The organism is Peribacillus sp. FSL K6-5616, assembly GCF_038008245.1.
GTDB lineage: Bacteria > Bacillota > Bacilli > Bacillales > DSM-1321 > Peribacillus > Peribacillus frigoritolerans.
Genome location: NZ_JBBOYT010000001.1, coordinates 4537986 through 4555820, shown reverse-complemented (window position 1 = coordinate 4555820; position 17835 = coordinate 4537986). Strand labels below are relative to the sequence as shown.

General features: G+C 43.2%; 16 protein-coding genes. 11 read left to right on the top strand and 5 right to left on the bottom strand.

The genetic code is table 11. The annotated features are described in order from the left end of the window. Nucleotides 1–111 precede the first annotated feature (111 nt). The 3 genes from MHB45_RS22125 to MHB45_RS22115 all read left to right on the top strand — a co-directional run bounded on the left by MHB45_RS22125 (nt 112) and on the right by MHB45_RS22115 (nt 3354). The gene (locus MHB45_RS22125) at nt 112–1275 is read left to right on the top strand and encodes an iron-containing alcohol dehydrogenase (RefSeq protein WP_048678019.1); all 1164 of its coding nucleotides are present in this window, start codon (nt 112–114) and stop codon (nt 1273–1275) included. Nucleotides 1276–1423: 148 nt separating this feature from the next. Beyond that, a complete protein-coding gene (locus tag MHB45_RS22120) occupies nt 1424–2770 on the top strand; it encodes a glucose-6-phosphate isomerase (RefSeq protein WP_048678018.1) in 1347 nt (448 codons plus the stop codon). Between the two features lie 179 nt (nt 2771–2949). After that, complete coding sequence (locus MHB45_RS22115; RefSeq protein WP_048678017.1) at nt 2950–3354, top strand: YugN-like family protein; 405 nt, start codon at nt 2950–2952, stop codon at nt 3352–3354. Here the strand turns inward: MHB45_RS22115 and MHB45_RS22110 are convergent. Further along, a complete protein-coding gene (locus MHB45_RS22110) occupies nt 3351–4343 on the bottom strand; it encodes a potassium channel family protein (protein ID WP_048678016.1) in 993 nt (330 codons plus the stop codon). The genes MHB45_RS22115 and MHB45_RS22110 overlap by 4 nt on opposite strands. Nucleotides 4344–4587: 244 nt before the next feature. Then, on the bottom strand, nt 4588–5874 hold the full coding sequence (locus MHB45_RS22105; RefSeq protein ID WP_048678015.1) for a glycosyl hydrolase family 18 protein: 1287 nt from the start codon (nt 5872–5874) through the stop codon (nt 4588–4590). A gap of 165 nt (nt 5875–6039) precedes the next feature. On the opposite strand from MHB45_RS22105, the gene MHB45_RS22100 reads away from it, so the two are divergent. After that, nucleotides 6040–6249: an alpha/beta-type small acid-soluble spore protein gene (locus MHB45_RS22100; RefSeq protein WP_034310322.1), complete on the top strand. Its 210-nt coding sequence runs from the start codon at nt 6040–6042 to the stop codon at nt 6247–6249. Nucleotides 6250–6309: 60 nt separating this feature from the next. On the opposite strand, the gene MHB45_RS22095 is transcribed toward MHB45_RS22100, so the two are convergent. Further along, nucleotides 6310–7059 carry a glycerophosphodiester phosphodiesterase gene (locus MHB45_RS22095; RefSeq protein ID WP_048678014.1) on the bottom strand — a complete coding sequence of 250 codons (750 nt, stop codon included), beginning with the start codon at nt 7057–7059 and terminating at the stop codon, nt 6310–6312. Nucleotides 7060–7206: 147 nt separating this feature from the next. Between MHB45_RS22095 and MHB45_RS22090 the strand changes: the two genes are divergently transcribed. Both MHB45_RS22090 and MHB45_RS22085 read left to right on the top strand, forming a co-directional pair. Next, nucleotides 7207–8034 carry an undecaprenyl-diphosphate phosphatase gene (locus MHB45_RS22090; RefSeq protein ID WP_275452462.1) on the top strand — a complete coding sequence of 276 codons (828 nt, stop codon included), beginning with the start codon at nt 7207–7209 and terminating at the stop codon, nt 8032–8034. A 375-nt stretch (nt 8035–8409) separates the two neighbouring features. After that, complete coding sequence (locus MHB45_RS22085; RefSeq protein ID WP_048678013.1) at nt 8410–9732, top strand: APC family permease; 1323 nt, start codon at nt 8410–8412, stop codon at nt 9730–9732. A 143-nt stretch (nt 9733–9875) separates the two neighbouring features. Here MHB45_RS22085 and MHB45_RS22080 read toward each other — a convergent pair whose 3' ends face one another. After that, on the bottom strand, nt 9876–11234 hold the full coding sequence (locus tag MHB45_RS22080; protein ID WP_072272405.1) for an IS1182 family transposase: 1359 nt from the start codon (nt 11232–11234) through the stop codon (nt 9876–9878). A gap of 413 nt (nt 11235–11647) precedes the next feature. Between MHB45_RS22080 and MHB45_RS22075 the strand changes: the two genes are divergently transcribed. Beyond that, nucleotides 11648–12841 (top strand): MFS transporter, encoded by a 1194-nt coding sequence (locus tag MHB45_RS22075; RefSeq protein ID WP_340908103.1) that lies wholly within the window; start codon nt 11648–11650, stop codon nt 12839–12841. Nucleotides 12842–12940: 99 nt separating this feature from the next. Beyond that, complete coding sequence (locus MHB45_RS22070) at nt 12941–13270, top strand: hypothetical protein (protein WP_048678011.1); 330 nt, start codon at nt 12941–12943, stop codon at nt 13268–13270. Nucleotides 13271–13378: 108 nt separating this feature from the next. On the opposite strand, the gene MHB45_RS22065 is transcribed toward MHB45_RS22070, so the two are convergent. Then, a complete protein-coding gene (locus tag MHB45_RS22065) occupies nt 13379–13522 on the bottom strand; it encodes a hypothetical protein (RefSeq protein WP_153246076.1) in 144 nt (47 codons plus the stop codon). Nucleotides 13523–13667: 145 nt separating this feature from the next. Here MHB45_RS22065 and MHB45_RS22060 point away from each other — a divergent pair, with 145 nt between their 5' ends. From MHB45_RS22060 to MHB45_RS22050, 3 genes are all read left to right on the top strand, one after another. After that, nucleotides 13668–14531: an STAS domain-containing protein gene (locus MHB45_RS22060; RefSeq protein ID WP_048678010.1), complete on the top strand. Its 864-nt coding sequence runs from the start codon at nt 13668–13670 to the stop codon at nt 14529–14531. Nucleotides 14532–14710: 179 nt separating this feature from the next. After that, complete coding sequence (locus tag MHB45_RS22055) at nt 14711–15148, top strand: hypothetical protein (RefSeq protein WP_072272303.1); 438 nt, start codon at nt 14711–14713, stop codon at nt 15146–15148. Nucleotides 15149–15422: 274 nt separating this feature from the next. Then, nucleotides 15423–17789 carry a penicillin acylase family protein gene (locus tag MHB45_RS22050; RefSeq protein ID WP_072272304.1) on the top strand — a complete coding sequence of 789 codons (2367 nt, stop codon included), beginning with the start codon at nt 15423–15425 and terminating at the stop codon, nt 17787–17789. Nucleotides 17790–17835: the final 46 nt, after the last annotated feature.

Below are 17835 nucleotides of genomic sequence, written 5' to 3'. Positions count from 1 at the left end.
TATTTTGTATTTAAATGGAACATTGGTCATAATGAATAAAAGAAAAACTAGCACTTGGCCCTGTCATTCATTCGAAAACGGAGTCCATGTGGCATTAAAGGAGAGATACCATTGGAAAATTTCACATATAAAAATCCTACTAAAATAATTTTCGGGAAAGGTCAGCTTGAAAGCTTAAAAACTGAAATTCCCGCCTATGGCGATAAAGTTTTACTTGTATATGGCGGGGGAAGCATAAAGAAAAATGGCTTATATGAAAAAGTGATCAATGCCTTGAAAGAGATCGATGCAGAGGTGCACGAACTTTCCGGAGTTGAACCGAACCCACGCATCTCAACAGTCCGGAAGGGTGTTGACCTTTGTAAAGAACATGGGATCGACTTTGTCCTTGCGGTTGGAGGGGGAAGCGTTATAGACGCTACAAAGGCCATCGTTGCAGGTGCTAAATATGAGGGGGATCCATGGGATCTTGTCATTAAGAAGGCACCAGTCGAAGAGGCCCTTCCATTCGGAACGGTGCTGACTTTAGCTGCAACAGGCTCTGAGGCGAATTCGGGATCTGTCATAACAAACTGGGAAACGAAAGAGAAATATGGATGGGGAAGTCCATTGGTATTTCCGCAATTCTCCATTTTGGACCCTGAAAATACTTTTTCAGTACCAAAAGACCAGACGGTATACGGAATGGTCGATATGATGTCACATGTATTCGAAACGTACTTCCACCCGGAAACGCATGCACCGCTGCAAGACCGTTTTTGTGAATCGCTGTTATCGACGGTGATTGAAACGGCACCTAAACTATTGGAAGACCTGGAGGATTATGAGCATCGGGCCACTATCCTGTATGCCGGAAACCTAGCCTTGAATGGGTCGCTTGGGGTTGGTTACAGCGGTGATTGGGCAACGCATAACATTGAACATGCCGTTTCAGCTGTTTATGATATCCCGCATGCTGGAGGATTGGCCATCTTATTCCCAAATTGGATGAAGCATGTGCTCCATGAAAATGTCGCACGCTTTAAAAAAGTTGCAGTCCGTGTATTCCATGTAGATCCGGAAGGTAAAACGGATGAGGAAGCGGCCCTTGAAGGCATTGAAAGACTTAGGTCATTTTGGAGCAGCTTAGGGGCGCCGACCAATCTTTCGGATTATGGCATCGATGACTCACAATTGGAAGTCATGGCTGATAAAGCGATGAGCAGAGGGGAATTTGGACGATTCAAAGTCCTCAACCGTGAAGATGTCCTTGCCATTTTACGGGCTTCCTTATAAACAAGTGATATGATCCGCTCTCCCGCCCTTGCCAGGTGGGAGATTGCTTTATATGCATAATTCGTTATTTACTTGATCGATTTCTTGATTATGAGAATTACATCAGATAAAGTGAAAGGGAAACTAAAGAATTCAAGGAGGAATTTGAATGGCCCATATTCGTTTCGATTATTCAAAAGCCCTGCCGTTTTTCGGGGAGCATGAAATTACCTATCTACAGGATGCTGTAAAAGTGGCACACCATTCCCTGCATGAGCAGACAGGGGCAGGCAATGAATATCTTGGCTGGCTTGATTTACCCGCCAATTATGATAAAGAAGAGTTCTCAAGAATCAAAAAAGCGGCCGCGAAAATAAAAGAAGATTCAGAAGTGCTGCTGGTTATCGGAATCGGTGGATCATATCTGGGAGCACGGGCAGCAGTTGAGATGCTTCAACATAGTTTTTATAACATTCTACCTTCGGATAAAAGGAAAGCACCGCAAATTTTATTTGTCGGTAATAATATAAGCTCTACATATATGCAGGATGTGATGGACCTATTGGAAAATAGGGATTTCTCGATCAACGTCATCTCTAAATCCGGTACGACCACGGAGCCTGCACTGGCCTTCAGGATTTTCAGGAAACTGCTTGAACAAAAATACGGCGTTGAAGAAGCTAAGAGCCGCATTTATGCTACGACTGATAAAGAGAAGGGCGCATTAAAAACGGTAGCAACGGAGGAAGGCTTCCAAACTTTCGTCATTCCTGATGATGTTGGCGGACGTTACTCGGTCTTAACGGCTGTAGGGCTGCTTCCGATTGCTGTCAGCGGGGCGGATATCGATCAAATCATGGAGGGAGCCGAGCGTGCCAGGGCCGACTTCAGTTCTTCCGAGCTAGGGGAGAATCAGGCATACCAATATGCGGCGGTTCGGAATATCCTTTACAATAAAGGGAAAACGATTGAAATGCTGATAAACTATGAGCCTGGACTTCAATACTTCTCTGAGTGGTGGAAACAGTTATTTGGAGAAAGTGAAGGAAAGGATCAAAAAGGGATATTCCCTTCATCGGCTAACTTCTCGACTGACCTGCATTCATTAGGGCAGTATGTCCAGGAAGGACGGCGTGATCTTTTTGAAACGGTCATCAAAGTGGATAAGGCCCGTCATGAAATCGTGATTGAAGAAGCGGCCAATGACTTGGACGGCCTGAATTACCTAGCAGGTGAAACGGTGCAATTCGTCAATAATAAAGCATTTGAGGGTACGCTGTTAGCCCATACGGACGGTGGCGTTCCCAACCTGATCGTAACGGTTCCTCAGCTCGATGCTTATACTTTTGGATACCTTGTATATTTCTTCGAGAAAGCTTGTGCAATGAGCGGTTACTTACTGGGTGTAAATCCATTTGATCAGCCTGGAGTGGAAGCCTATAAGGTGAACATGTTTGCTCTTTTAGGCAAGCCGGGTTATGAAAAGAAAAAAGCGGAGCTCGAACAGCGCTTATAATATAAAAGGCATCAAGCTGGAATAACATCCGGCTTGATGCCTTTTTTTGTTAAAGAAGGAAACGGCGGCTTGGAAGCCAAGTTCCTTATGCCTTTCGAGGGGACAATAGAGTCATTCCAGGTTTTTTTTTAGGCGCTTTGGTTAAGCTAATAGAAAATTAGCGAAAGAGGTTTTATACAATGATTAAAATTTCTTCTCAGTTGGAAGGGAAAACATTCGGGTTGTTTGATCTGGAGACAAAGTTAAAACCGGAAGGATATGCGATAGGCGGAGGATGGGATTATGACCACGGGTCTTTTGATTATAAGATTGATGACAGTGATGGCTACCAATTCTTGCGGGTCCCTTTCAAGGCTGTTGATGGTTCACTCGATCAGGACGGGGTAATGGTCGAACTCTTACAACCGTTTTTGTTATCTCATAAGTACGAGGACGGGATTGACGATGAAGGAAATATCGGAAACCTCTCCGCTTCCTTCAATCAGTTTGCCGAGCCTGAAAATCCGGATGCCGAATTTCCGGAAAACTATATCTCATTAGGAAAAACGCTTGTCCGGGATCTGGAAAAGCTTTTATTACATTAATCATCAATGATGAGTAGAGTGTCATCACGATGGATGACTACATCTCCGGGGGGCTTGATTAAGGTCTTGCCTCCTGAAATGATGCCGACCAATAAAATGTCTTGATCGAATAGCTTAACGTTCAGCTGTTTGAACGTCAATTCCACCCAGTCATCCTGGATGGGCAGCTGTTTGAGGCTCAATCCATCCCGCTCATTTTGTTCCCTGGCTTCCGTTATGATCCCCTTCGATAAGCAATCCTGCATATATTCACTCGCGAATTTATTCGTTTCGACTATGCCGTCCGCCCCAGCCCGTAACGCATTTTCCTTTTGTTCATGCGTCAAAATTTCCACAAGGCAATACACATGCGGATTCAGCCCTTTGACGGCCAGTAACGTTAAAATCGAGAACATATCCGTTTGCAGCTCGTCCTGCTTAAGGTCAGCCGTAATAAGGACGCGTATGGCTTGTTTAATATTGGCTTTCTGCAAAACGGAATCCAAGGTAGCTTTTCCTTGGATAAAGTGGATATTCGTTCGTGGAAGCGGGTGCTTTTGCAGTGTATCATCGATAAGGACAATGGATTGATGGTGCTTGCGCTCATGAATGTTTTGGATGATTCTCTTGGAACGGCCATTCCAGCCCACAATGATAATATGTCCGCCGCCGCCGAATACTTTCTTTCCTGTTAGAAATTGCTGTTCATTGGATATGGAAATTTTAGCGATGTACGCAAAATAAGAAGTAATCAGGCCGGCCCCTGACAAAATGAGGACCATCCCAATGATTTTGCCAAGATTGGTCACGGGAGTGAAGTCTCCATAGCCGACCGTTGACATCGTCACGATTGCCCACCAGATGCCATCAAGTAAGGTGGGGAATCTCTCCGGCTCCACAATGTGGATCAAGACCCCGAATGAAAGTAAAAATAATGCGATGATGGAAAGCAATCTGATGAAACGCGGAAATCTGGGAACGGTACTGATGTATGGACCGATTCTAATCATTTTTTCACACCCTTTGAGCTGTTCCTTATAGTATGGTCAAAAAAGGCATGGCTCATAAGGGTCCGGACTGACAAACTTTGAATGATGAATATTGGCATATTGCCTGATCGAATTTCGATAAATGATAAAAGCCCTCCGGAAGATGTCGGAAGGCTTTTAGTGCTGAGTCACGTATCCTGAATGGACTTCATGCTCGATGTTTGATTATATGCCCATTTCAGCTTCGGTATTCCTATATCTTTTGTTAAACCCTTCTCCGTACGTTGAAGTTATCACTGATGAGCAGCCAGTTTTGGGGGAAGGCTAAGCCGAGCTTCCAATAACTCATTCCCCTTAAGTTCAATTCTTTGAGTAAATCGAATTTTGCCTGAATCGATCTGGCATCTTCAAACCACACCTCATGCTGCCTATCCTCAATATCGGTATAATTGAAGTGAGGGGCCTGTGCGGTTTCGTCATACTCGATGGAAACATCATTGTCCGCCGCAATTTGGATGGCCTGCTGCGGACTCACGGCCCTGGCAGTGGATCCCTGTACAAAAGGCAGGGTCCAATCATAGCCATATAGGTTTTGCCCCATCAGGATCTTGTTGGAAGGAATATCGGTGACGGCATATTCGAGGACATCCCGAACAGGTCCGATAGGTGACACTGCCATTGGCGGTCCGCCGCTATATCCCCATTCATATGTCATGATGATGACGAAGTCGACGATTTCACCATGTGCTTTATAGTCATGGGCCTCATACCAACGGCCTTTTTGCTCAGCACTTGTTTTAGGGGCCAGTGCCGTGGAAATGAACCATCCTTCCTTCTTGAAGCGATCCCTGGCTTTTCGGAGAAATTGATTATAGGCTTCTCTGTCGGCCGGCCGTAAATACTCAAAGTCAAAGTGGATATCCCGGAAACCATATTTCTTTGCCGTTGTAACGATATTGTTCAGGAACTTATTCTGAACGGAAGTATTCGTTAAGATGATTCGCCCGAGCTCATCGCTGAATTGGTCATTCTCCTGATTTGTGATCACCATCATCAGGACATTTTTATTTTCCCTGGCGATGGCAGGGAAGTCATTGAGCAATGGCTCTTTTAATGAGCCGTCTCGCTGCGCCTGGAAGCTGAAAGGGGCTAAGTAGGTTAAATAGGGCGCAGCTTCCCTGGCGGCCGTCTCAAGGGCCGGTGCAACCGTCGTGCCCCTCGGCTCGACATAGCCGTTGAATTCGGCAGTCCTTTTCCTCCGTGCCGGAATATAAAGCCGGTATCCAACGGATAGGATTTGATTTTCGGAAATGCCATTTATATTTGCCAATTCTTGAACAGGGACATCAACCCTTTGGGAAATGGAATAAAGACTATCACCTGGTTGAACGAAATAATAACTGCCGACGATTGGAATGACAAGGGCCTGCCCCGAAACAAGATTATTTGGGTTAGGGATCTTATTTGATTCAACGAGCCTGTCGACGGTTACGCTGTACGTCTGGGCGATGCCATATAACGTCTGGCCTGGCCTAACCACATGTATTTGCAATTCTTTTCCCTCCTACTGAAAGTTTCCTAACAGTTTATGAGCATAAAAAGAATTTCATGATAAAGAGCTTAGGATCGAGAGAAACGCAAACAAAAAAATACAATAAATTGGCAATAATAATTTAAGCTTAAAATGCTAATTAATATTAGTAGGAGGTGAAAACACATGGCAAACAACAATAACAGCAATCAACTTCTAGTATCTGGTGCAGAACAAGCTCTACAACAAATGAAAAATGAAATCGCTAGTGAATTTGGTGTAAACCTAGGTGCTGACACTACTTCTCGCGCTAACGGATCTGTTGGTGGGGAAATCACAAAACGTTTGGTTCAAATGGCTGAACAACAACTAGGCGGTTCAAACTTTTCTCGTTAATTAATTGAATAAATATGGATTTGAAAGAGAAGGAGCATTGCTCCTTCTCTTTCGCATGGTTTAGCCATGTGACTGCCAAGCTTTTAAAATCTTGATTGCCCTTTCAGGGAAATCGGTCATGATGACGTCGACTCCCAACTCTGCCAGCCTGACGATGTCGGTTTCATCATTGGCGACCCAAGGCCGGATTTTATATCCAAGTTTTTTCGCTTTTTCTTTAACCGCAGGAGTCAGGCTGTTTTTATCTGGATGAAAACCCGATTCTTTTTTATCACGTAAGATTTCTTCGAAGTTTTCAGGAAGCCCCTCGAACAATAATGCCCGTTCAAGATCTGGGGCAAGCATCTTCACTTTTTCAATGGATTGATGGTTGAAGGAAGAGAGGATCACCCGGTTTTCCATTCCATATTGACGAATTGAATCAATGATCTTCTGTTCGATTCCTTCATAAGCGAGTTTATCCGTCTTGATTTCGACATTCATCAATAAAGCATTTCCCTTAGCCCAGTCGAATACATCCACTAAAAAAGGAATCCGCTCCCCAAGGAATTCATTGGAAAATTTGCTGCCGGCATCAGCCGTTTTCAGTTTTTGTGCCGAATGATCTTTTACATAACCGGTAAGGGTGGTCGTTCGATCAAGTGTTTCGTCATGGATGATGACCAGTTCCCCGTCAGAACTGAGGTGGACATCGAACTCGATCCCCTCGGCCCCGATTTCTGCCGCCTTTTGAAAGGCTGCCATGGTATTTTCAGGATGCGTCCCCTTGGACCCTCTATGGGCGAAAATCAGTATGTTTTGCAAAATCATCACTTCCCCTTTAAACTTTATCTTGAACCCTATCATACATGTACGCTTGAATTGTTTCAGCAATGTTTAATAGACAATATTTTAAACAACGAGTAAAATACATATGATATTTCCATAAATAGGTGTTCGAAATATGAGGTGAATAAAATGAATATGTGGGAAATTTTTGTTGCAGTCATCCTTGGTCTTGTAGAAGGATTAACTGAATTTGCTCCTGTATCGTCAACAGGGCATATGATTATCGTTGATGATTTATGGCTGAATTCGAAAGAACTTTTCGGGAGTGAAGTGGCCAATGCCTTCAAGGTGGTCATCCAGCTTGGATCGATACTCGCCGTTGTCGTGCTCTTCTGGGGGCGATTCATGGACTTGCTTGGTTTAAGGAAGCTGAAAGGCACATCCGCTGTGAACGGCCAAAAGCTTAACCTATTGCAGATCATTGTCGGATTGTTGCCGGCGGGCGTTTTAGGTCTATTATTCGAAGATTATATTGATGATCATTTATTTACGATGAAGACGGTTATCGTCGGATTGTTCCTTGGCGCGTTTTTGATGATTGCTGCGGATAAATTCCGTCCAAAGCTGACTGCAGAGACGGTTGACCAAATCACTTATAAACAAGCCTTTGGTGTAGGGTTAATTCAATGTTTGTCACTATGGCCGGGATTTTCCCGTTCAGGTTCAACGATATCAGGCGGTGTGCTATTAGGGATGAGCTACCGGGCTGCTTCCGATTTCACGTTCATCATGGCAGTGCCGATCATGGCTGGTGCCAGTTTGTTGAAAATCGTGAAGTACTGGGATAGCTTCACGCCTGAAGTTCTGCCATTCTTTATTGCAGGTTTCATCAGCGCATTTATCTTTGCGTTATTCTGTATCCGCTTTTTCTTGATTTTAATCAATAAAGTTAAATTGACTCCTTTTGCCATTTACCGGATCGTCTTGGCGGTTGTGCTTCTATTCATTATTTGGTAATACGAAATGAAGCTTGAAAGAGGAGATGGACCACCCCGTTGATTCGGGGTGGTTTTTTTGTGTGTCCGAAAATAAGCGGGATTCCCATAAAATTCTTTACGAATGATAATTGAGTTTCGGTGTTTTTAATTCGTTATTATTGAGTAAAAATACAATAAATCTTTTTATAACAAAAAAATATTCGGTTTTTAGTGCAGTTCCAGTCATAATTAGTAAAAAAAATATAAATGAAATAAAGCTGCCTGAGCGTAATGATACCAACGTGTTTGGGTATTTTCCGGAATATTCAAATGATTACATAAACTATTTCCATATAATTTATATGATATAATTTTAGTATAAATAAAGTACATGTGTACACCTGGGGAGGACAACATGGGAAATGACCAATTGAAGAAAACGATTGGCTTTTGGGTAGGAACATCTATTGTAGTTGGTACAGTTATCGGTTCTGGTATTTTCATGAGACCTGGTGACGTGCTTGAATTGAGCGGTAATTCAACCATGGCCTTGTTAGCTTGGCTGATAGGCGGTCTCATTACCCTTGCAAGCGGGTTGACGATTGCGGAAGTGAGTACACGAATTCCTAAAACGGGCGGCTTATATGTCTATATGGAAGAAGTGTACGGTAAAGCATGGGGATTCCTATGCGGCTGGGTTCAGACATTGGTATACGGACCTGCAGTCATGGGCGCCCTCAGTTTATACTTCGGGTTATTGGTTGCAGGAATATTTAAGATCGCTTCAAGCTACTCTTTGGCGATAGGGATTCTTACGATTGTATTCATAGCAGGCATGAATTTGCTGGGGACAAAATACGGCGGTATCATCCAAACCTTATCGACCGTTGCTAAATTGATTCCGATCATTTTCATATCGGTGTTCGGTATCGCTCAAGGTGATATGCCTGTATTCAATATCGATAGCGAAAGTTCAATGAAAATCAGTATGGCCGGTGCGATTTTGGCTACGCTCTGGGCATATGATGGCTGGATGAATGTCGGCTTCATGGCAGGGGAAATGAAAAATCCGCAGAAAACGCTGCCGCGGGCAATCATAACGGGATTGGTCGTGGTCATGGTCGCTTACTTGGGTGTGAATCTTGCCATGCTTCATGTATTGGGTGCGGAGGGAGTCATAGCCCATGGTACGAATGCAGCGAATGTTGCAGCAACGCTTTTATTCGGAGAGTTGGGCGGGAAATTGATATCGATCGGAATTGCGATTTCTATCTTCGGTTGCTTGAACGGAAAGCTTTTGACCTTTCCGCGCATTACCTTGGCGATGGCGACTGATAAAATGATGCCAGGCCATAAACAAATCGGAAAAATATCGCCAAAGTTCAAAACGCCTATAAATGCCACGTTATTGCAAGTGATCATTGCAATCATCATGATGGTTGCAACAGACCCTGACAAACTTACCAATATGGCTGTATTCTCTGTCTTCTGCTTTTATGGATTAGCCTTCTTTGCGGTCTTCATCTTACGCAGAAAAGATCCGGATGCAAAAACGTATAAAGTGCCGTTTTACCCATTCATCCCCATTGTGGCGATTGCTGGTGCAATATATATTGTTTTAAGCACATTAATCCAAACACCTTTAAATGCCTTGTACTCAGTGATCATCCTCATTATCGGTATGCCAGTGTACTGGCTCCTTAAGAAAAATGAGCGGGATGGTAAACGTTCAAATTAATGAAAAAACCTTCACTGCATGCAGTGAAGGTTTCAGTTTGTAGACAAAAGGGGTTCGGAATTAAAAAATTCTGAACCCCTTTTGAAATTCCCTTTGAATTTTCGCCTAAAGTTTAGAGATTGGGGCTCTACGAGCCCACTATGTTAGGCCATTTTTGGACCTTGCCATGTCCAATTGGCCATCTTCTTTAAATTAATGGCAGCGAAAGTAAGCATCGCCTGCATCGACAATTTTTTAAGTCCCCTTAAAGTAGTCCAACGCATACCATGCTTTTCTTTTGCATCTGCGAATACACGCTCAATCGTTTCTTTACGTTTTGCATATATAGGTTTTACATCTTGATGATGACGCAGATGATCTGCTTCTTCCACATGTGTTTGCCAGATATGCCGTGTCACCACTTTTTGACAGTCTTTGCTTTCTGTACACCGAGATAAAAATGAGCATGTTGTACAAATTTGTTTTGGCGATTTGTACTCGCGATAGCCCTCTTTATTTGTTGTTGAGTACTTTAAAGTTTCGCCCGAAGGGCAAAGGTAACAATCAAAATGTTCATCGTATACATAGTCCTGTTTGCGGAAAAATCCTTCTTTGGTGCGAGGACGTGTATAAGGTAAAGCCGGTATGATTTCTTTGTTAAATAGGTAGCTTGTAATCGCTGGTGTTTTATAAGCTGCATCTGCGGCAACGGCTTCCGGTTTTCCAACTTTCTCAATCACTTGTTCAACTAGTGGCTCTAAGATCTGACTGTCATGTGTATTTCCAGGTGTTACAATCGTTCCCAATACAAAACCGTTGCGGTCTGCGGCCGCGTGGAATGAATAGGCAAACTGTTTTGTTCGTTCATCTTTCACATAGTAGCCACTCTCAGAATCCGTTGTACTTTCTTTAATCTCTTTGGTCTCTTCTTTATCAAATTTATCTGGTGGAAAAGGCTTTTTTCCATGGTTTTCACGATCTTGATTGATTTCTTCTTGAAGACGTCCTTGATACGCTCGTGTTTCTTTACGAACGATTTTCTTTTCAAATTTCCGTTTATTCGCACTGGCTTTCACATGTGTGGAATCCACGAAAACGTGTTCAGCACTTATTAACTTTTTATTAGCAGCTGTCATTAAAATGCGATAGAAAATCTGTTCAAACAGATCTGTATCTTTGAAGCGTCGCTCATAATTTTTCCCGAACGTAGAGAAATGAGGTACTTTATCATGGAAACCATAGCCTAAGAACCAACGGTAAGCCATATTGGTTTCAACTTCTTCAATCGTTTTACGCATGGAACGAATACCGAAGGTATATTGAATGAAAGTCAGTTTAACTAAAATAACTGGATCAATACTTGGGCGTCCTACCTCTGAATACATATCTTTCACCAAGTCATAAATGAAAGTGAAGTCAATGGCAGCCTCCATTTTACGAACCAAATGGTTCGGTGGCACCAATTGATCTAAAGTAATCATTTCAAGTTGATCTCGCTGAATAGAATCATGTTTAGAAAGCATCCTCATCACCTCAAGTTTTAATACTTCTATTTTAAAACAAACATGACTCCAGGCAAAAGTGTTCTATCTAAAAGGTAAGACAAAGTTGATTGGAACGGAAGGTACGAGACTCCTGCGGGAAAAGCGCGTCTAGGGGAGACCCCGCAGGCGAAAGCCGAGGAGGCTCCCCGACCGCCCGCGGAAAGCGAGTGCCTGGAGTGGAAATCAACGTCCAAATTGTACAAGCCATAAAAATAGACAAACTCGATTTTCATCGAGTTTGTCTACAGTCTGAAACCTTCACTGCATGCAGTGAAGGTTTTTTTAGTTGCTGGAATGAAATTTTCCCGTTTGACAAAAGTGGTGAAATAGACAACTCGGGAAGTTCGTATTAACATAGGGGGAAAGTTAAATAGTGAAGGGTCTGAACAAAAGTGAATTATATCGAGCCTGCTGGTAAATCATTCAGGAAAACGATCTTGGCTTTATTTCTTGGTAGCTTTGTAACGTTTGCGGATCTGTATAGTACCCAACCGGTCATTCCGGTTTTCGCCAAGCAATTCGGAGTCTCTCCTGCAATGGCAAGCCTTACATTATCTTTCGCAACTGGAATGCTTGCACTCTGTTTATTGCTTGTTTCTTTTTTCTCAGAAAATATCGATAGGAAAAAAATAATGGGGACGGCGCTCACTCTGTCTGCATTGTTATCCATATGTGTCAGCTTCATCCAGGATGATCTATACATCCTGATTGCAATACGGGCGATTCAAGGTGCGGTGCTTGCAGGTTTCCCGGCCATTGCGATGGCCTATATCAATGAAGAGTTTCATCCGAAAAGCCTTGGCTATGTGATGGGGATCTATGTGAGCGGTTCGAGTATCGGCGGATTGGCTGGCAGGCTGATTGTCGGGGTGCTGACCGACCATTTCTCATGGAACATAGCGATTGGAAGCCTTGGAGCTTTAAGTTTGATCATCAGTCTGGCTTTTTGGTGGATGCTTCCGCCTTCGCAGCATGCTGTCCGCGTACGGGTCTCATTATCAAGGATCAAAACATCCCTTATCAATAACTTAAGGAATAACAGACTAGTACTTCTATTCGGCATGGCCTTCCTATTAATGGGCTCGTTCGTTACCGTTTATAACTTTGTGGGTATTCCTTTAATGGGACCGCCATATCATTTATCACAGACATTGATTGGCTTCATATTCATAATCTATCTTGTGGGGACGTTTAGTTCAACATGGATGGGGAAGCTTGCCGATCAATATAGTCGGAGGGTTGTACTTCTTATCGGCATCGCAATCATGCTGATGGGCGCCCTGTTAACCTTATTGGACCCGCTTTTGCTGAAAATAATGGGGCTTGCCCTGTTTACATTTGGCTTTTTTGGAGCTCATTCCATTGCGAGCAGCTGGGTCGGCAGTTTGGCAGATAAGAGTGAAAAGGCACAAGCATCCGCACTATATCTCCTGTTTTACTATGCAGGATCAAGTATAGTGGGGGCATCTGGCGGTTTATTCCTGATGAAGTTCGGCTGGGGAGGGGTCATCTCGGCTGTATCCATTCTGATCCTCCTTGCTGCCGCTTGTGCGATGATGGTTGAAAAAGTGAAAATCATTAAATAAAATGATCTTTTCTATCATGTTTTTCCGGAATCCTGAATATAATCTAGTGAAAATGGATATTGAATAATAGATTGATAAGAGAAGAGGGTATTAGATAGAGTGAAACGAAAAGCAGTAATTCTCATTGGGTTAATAGCCGTTTTAATTATATTATTCGTTGTATACTTAACAAGTCCTGGCAGATTGCAAAAGGTGCAGATTGTTGAAAAATACTATCCGCATTTCTCCGATGGCAAGGCAGTCGGTTTTAAGACGAACGAAGTCATTGATGTGACGGAAACCGAAGAGGGATCCAATTGCGCAATGAAATTCGACAATGGGAAAACGTTTGAAATTGATTGTGACCGTTATTTAACATACAAAATTGATGAAACAGTCTATATTACTACTGAAGGGAACCATGTTGAGGAGATCCGGAGAAAAAGGTAGTGGCTTATCGATTTTTAATGACGAAAGAGCTGGGTTTGCTTAATGAACAGCTCAGCTCTTTTATTTGATCCCATTCAAAAAACCCAGGCCATTTTGGACTGGGCTTTTTCATTTTTTATCTTTGCCTTTACTTTTATCCTTTTTATTACGCCGAAGTACATTCAAGATTCTGCGGCTGTTATTTTTACTGTTTATGAGCTCGACTAAATCGCTCATGTTTTCAGATTCGAAGTCTTGTTGATCTTTTTTCATGTTCATCCCTCCAAGTCATATATCATAATACCCTTATCAAGAAAAGGGTAAACGTCTATTAGCATATTGGTAATAGAAGGATTTTATATCCTTACCCCTCGATTATTTGCTAAAATATGATAAAAGCCCTGTATGGGAGGTCCATATGGAAGAATTAAGAATGATTGGCGAAAAAATTGAAAAATTTAAATATATCTTAGTGGAGCATATCGAGTTGTTTGAAGAAGAGGAACCGCTCTATGATTTAGAAACCAGTAAAGAGGTACGGTCAAAACTTATTCAAATTCATGCAGATGCCTTGATTCATGGAAAGGCACAAGCGATGGAAAGCATGAAAATAACGGGTATGGAAATAGGTAAGCGCATCGTGGATATGGGCATTCCTTTAGATAAGAATATTGAGGAAGCGCAGCTTGTGCGTAACCTTTTCTGGAGTTTCATTGAAGAAGAGGTGAGCAACCGATATTACTCCATTGAAATTCTGTTAAAGGCAAGCTCAATAATTGATGCAATCCTGGACCAGTTCATACACTGTGTGAGTATCAGTTACGTGAATCATTATAAAGAAATGGCGAGAATGGCAAACGATTCGTTGCAGAAGATAAAAGAAAACCAAGAAGTCATGGAAGAATTGTCCACCCCGATTGTTCAGACCGTATTAAAGGATGTGCTGCTCTTACCTTTGATCGGACGCATTGACGATTGGAGAATGGAGTCGATTCAATCGACGGTGCTGCAAAAATGTGCAGATCTGCATGCGGAAGTATTGATCATGGATTTCTCGGGAATTACCTTTACGAAGGAAAGCGATATGCTCTCCCTGCTGGATCAATTAGTGGGGGCATTGGCCTTGATGGGAACGGAAACGATGTTTGTCGGTTTTACCCCTGATGTCGTGAAAGAGATCGTCAAACTTGATTTTGCAAATCAGGTAAAAGCCTTTCTATCGTTCAGGCAGGCCCTTGAATATCTGTTTAATCAAAGAGGGCTGGCTCTTCAGCCAGTATGATGGAGGTATCCTTTTTTAGGGTATCTTTTTTTCTATGTCAGGCTAACATTCCTGCTGCTCCCATATTTAATCGCCCATCGATATTTCTCCATGTTATAGTGAAGTGACGTGGACGGACATGTTGTTTTTGATTTAAATTAAATAGGACATGCTAAGCGTGTAAGGAAGGTGGTTGAATAGTGTTTTTCAAGAAAAATGAAGAACCTGAACATTACGAAAAATGGTATTGTGTAGGAATCATGACGGATAATGGGCTGGAGGATGAAGAATATGATGTTCTATCCAAACGCATCCTCGACTCGGTCCAAAATGTCTCGGTCATATCGGACTTGGTAAGGGTGGAATGGGATCGGGACAAATTGCGAGCCTTGAATGAACGTTTTGGGGACCCCTCATTTGCCGACCCATGGTTTATCATTAATGAATTCATACCAGAGGATATAAAAAAGGAAAGAAAACTTCTGGAGAAAACTCATAAATGGAAGAGGATCTTTGGTCTCCTTTCCCCGATAGAATATATGGAAGCCGAGACGAAGGCGGCCCATGACTTTGATAAAGCTCTCTTTTATACAGACGATGCAGATAAAGTGATTGAATACATTATTGCAAATAGCTAACATTCCCTGCCACATCGATACATTGTATCGGTGTTTTTGCATTTGATTTACTGTTTATCGGAGTAATTTCACGGTAAAAATTCGACCTTGAGCGAGTTGATTCGACCTTGTGTGTAATAATTCGACGTTGCTCGATATAATCCGTACTTGCACCTTTCTTCCTTCTTGAAATAAAAAGAGAGAATGTGAGGAGGGTGGTAGGAAAGATGGAGTTAAACGCGGAATATCTTAAATAGAAAGAAAGAGAGTTTTAAGGGGAGAGGAAGATGAATCGATGGAAGTTGCCGTACCTCAGCAAAAGCCAAAACGGAAGTGGAGAAAGCGGGCGCTATGGAGTTTTGGAATCCTGATCATACTTTCGCTGTCAGTCTTGATTGCCGCAAATGTATTTCTTTCAAGATCCTTGCCGGAAACAAAGGGGGAAATATCGCTTCCAGGTCTTTTGAAACCGGTTACGGTGGTGAGGGATTCAAGTGGGGTCCCGCATATCAGCGCAGCGAGTGAGCATGATTTGTATTTAGCCCAAGGATATATCCAAGCCCAGGACCGTTTATTTCAAATGGATTTAAGCAGGCGTCAGGCGTCAGGTAGATTGAGTGAAGTGATTGGTGAGAAAACCGTCAAAAATGATAAGTATTTCCGCACACTTGGTTTGAGGAGGGCGGCCGAAGCCTCTTATGCTGCATATTCAAGTGACGGAAAAGAAGCCTTGGATATGTTTGCCGAGGGTGTAAATCTTTATATCGATGAATTGAAGGAGAATGGGAAATGGCCGGCGGAGTTCACTCTGCTTGGATACGAACCGGAGCCTTGGACACCCGTCGATTCGCTGACCATCGGTAAATATATGGCCTTTGATTTAGGAGGGAACTGGGAAGATCAGGCGTTTAGGCAGTATTTGCTGCAAACGTTCCCCAAGGAAAAGGCATATGATTTATTTCCTGATTATCCAAAGAACGCTCCATATATCATCAGCAAGGAAGAACTGGATATTGAAAAAAGTTTTGCAGGGGCCGTTATTCCTTATGAATTCAACGGCAGCAATAACTGGGTCGTTTCAGGCAAGAAAACGCAATCCGGTCAGCCGTTATTGGCGGATGATCCCCATCTGGGATTGGCTACACCGTCGGTTTGGTATCAAATGCATTTGGAGGCCCCGTCAGTCAATGTGAGCGGTGTTATTTTTGCCGGGATTCCGGGAATCATACTAGGTCATAACGAAAAGGTCGCTTGGGGTGTGACCAATACCGGTCCGGATGTTCAGGATCTGTATATTGAGAGGAGAAACCCGGAAAACGAGAAAGAATTCTCCTACAAAGGTAAATGGGAAAAAGCTGAAATCTTGGACGAACCCATCAAGGTGAAGGATGGGAAAACACTTGACTATCAAGTGACGGTTACCCGCCATGGACCCGTTGTCTCCGAGTTTGCCGGAAAAAGCGGAAAAGATACCGTGCTTGCCTTAAGGTGGACGGCACTTGATCCATCTGCCGAGCTTGAAGCGGTACTGAATATGAATAAGGCGGGAAGCTGGAAAGAATTCGAAAAGGCCCTCTTGAAATTCGAAACGCCGGCACAGAATTTCGTCTTTGCCTCAGCCGATGGGACCATTGCATACAAGGCGAATGGGAAAATCCCAATCCGGAAAAAAGGTGATAGTATGCTGCCTGTACCTGGATGGACGGATGAATTTGAGTGGAAAGGCTATATTCCCTTTGATGAACTTCCAAAAACGGTGAATCCAAAAGAGGGATTCATTTCGACAGCGAATAATAAAGTCATATCAGATGATTACCCTTACCATATCAGCAATAACTGGGCACAGCCATACCGCCAGATGAGGATACAGGAGTTTTTAAAGGCGAATAAAAAGCTTACGGCCGAGGATATGCAAAGCCTGCAGATGGATAAAGTGAATTTGCAAGCTAAGGAGTTTGTTCCTCGATTCGTGGAGGTATTGAAAGGTCCATCTGGGAAACAGGAAGCCCAGGCACTGACGATTCTGAAGAAATGGAATCATATCGATTCCGCTGATGAAGCGGCACCGATGATTTTTAATGTCTGGATGCGAAATATAGGGGATGTTCTGCTAAAAGAAGAAATACCGGAAGAAACCCTCAACCTTTTTAATGGAAGGCGTTCGGCCGTTGATGAACTGCTAAGGCGGGCACTGGATGGTAAGCCGGGCCCTTGGATTGAAGATGCAGGCGGACTTGAGCAGGTGCTTGCCAAGTCGTTACAGGTGACGTTAACGGAACTGGCAGAATCACAAGGTGACGATATAGCAGATTGGGAATGGGGAGACTATCATCAGGTCAGGTTTAACCACCCGCTATCAAGTGTTGCCCCGTTACATTATTTATTTAACGGCGGCGGCATTCCGGTAGGCGGCAGCAGTGTCACCGTACAGGCGGCGGCATTTTTAGATGATGGAACCGTTAATCACGGTGGCTCCTGGCGATTCGTCATCGACCTAGCGGACATGAATCAAGGATATCACCTTGTTGGTCCGGGTCAATCAGGTAACGTTAAAAGTGAGTGGTATCACGATCAGCTTGATGATTGGGCAGAGGGTACTTATCACAAAACCACGATGGACGATCCAAAAGGGGATAAGCTGACATTGAAACCATCATACTGAGATTCAAAAAAAGTACCAAGTCCAGCATCTTTCTCTGGACTTGGTA

What these genes read in the sequence shown, in the direction of transcription:
- MHB45_RS22090 (WP_275452462.1), top strand. Translation starts at nt 7,207, where the DNA reads ATGAATATGTGGGAAATTTTTGTTGCAGTCATCCTTGGTCTTGTAGAA.
- MHB45_RS22120 (WP_048678018.1), top strand. Translation starts at nt 1,424, where the DNA reads ATGGCCCATATTCGTTTCGATTATTCAAAAGCCCTGCCGTTTTTCGGG.
- MHB45_RS22115 (WP_048678017.1), top strand. Translation starts at nt 2,950, where the DNA reads ATGATTAAAATTTCTTCTCAGTTGGAAGGGAAAACATTCGGGTTGTTT.
- MHB45_RS22110 (WP_048678016.1), bottom strand. Translation starts at nt 4,343, where the DNA reads ATGATTAGAATCGGTCCATACATCAGTACCGTTCCCAGATTTCCGCGT.
- MHB45_RS22060 (WP_048678010.1), top strand. Translation starts at nt 13,668, where the DNA reads ATGGAAGAATTAAGAATGATTGGCGAAAAAATTGAAAAATTTAAATAT.
- MHB45_RS22085 (WP_048678013.1), top strand. Translation starts at nt 8,410, where the DNA reads ATGGGAAATGACCAATTGAAGAAAACGATTGGCTTTTGGGTAGGAACA.
- MHB45_RS22050 (WP_072272304.1), top strand. Translation starts at nt 15,423, where the DNA reads ATGGAAGTTGCCGTACCTCAGCAAAAGCCAAAACGGAAGTGGAGAAAG.
- MHB45_RS22095 (WP_048678014.1), bottom strand. Translation starts at nt 7,059, where the DNA reads ATGATTTTGCAAAACATACTGATTTTCGCCCATAGAGGGTCCAAGGGG.
- MHB45_RS22080 (WP_072272405.1), bottom strand. Translation starts at nt 11,234, where the DNA reads ATGCTTTCTAAACATGATTCTATTCAGCGAGATCAACTTGAAATGATT.
- MHB45_RS22100 (WP_034310322.1), top strand. Translation starts at nt 6,040, where the DNA reads ATGGCAAACAACAATAACAGCAATCAACTTCTAGTATCTGGTGCAGAA.
- MHB45_RS22065 (WP_153246076.1), bottom strand. Translation starts at nt 13,522, where the DNA reads ATGAAAAAAGATCAACAAGACTTCGAATCTGAAAACATGAGCGATTTA.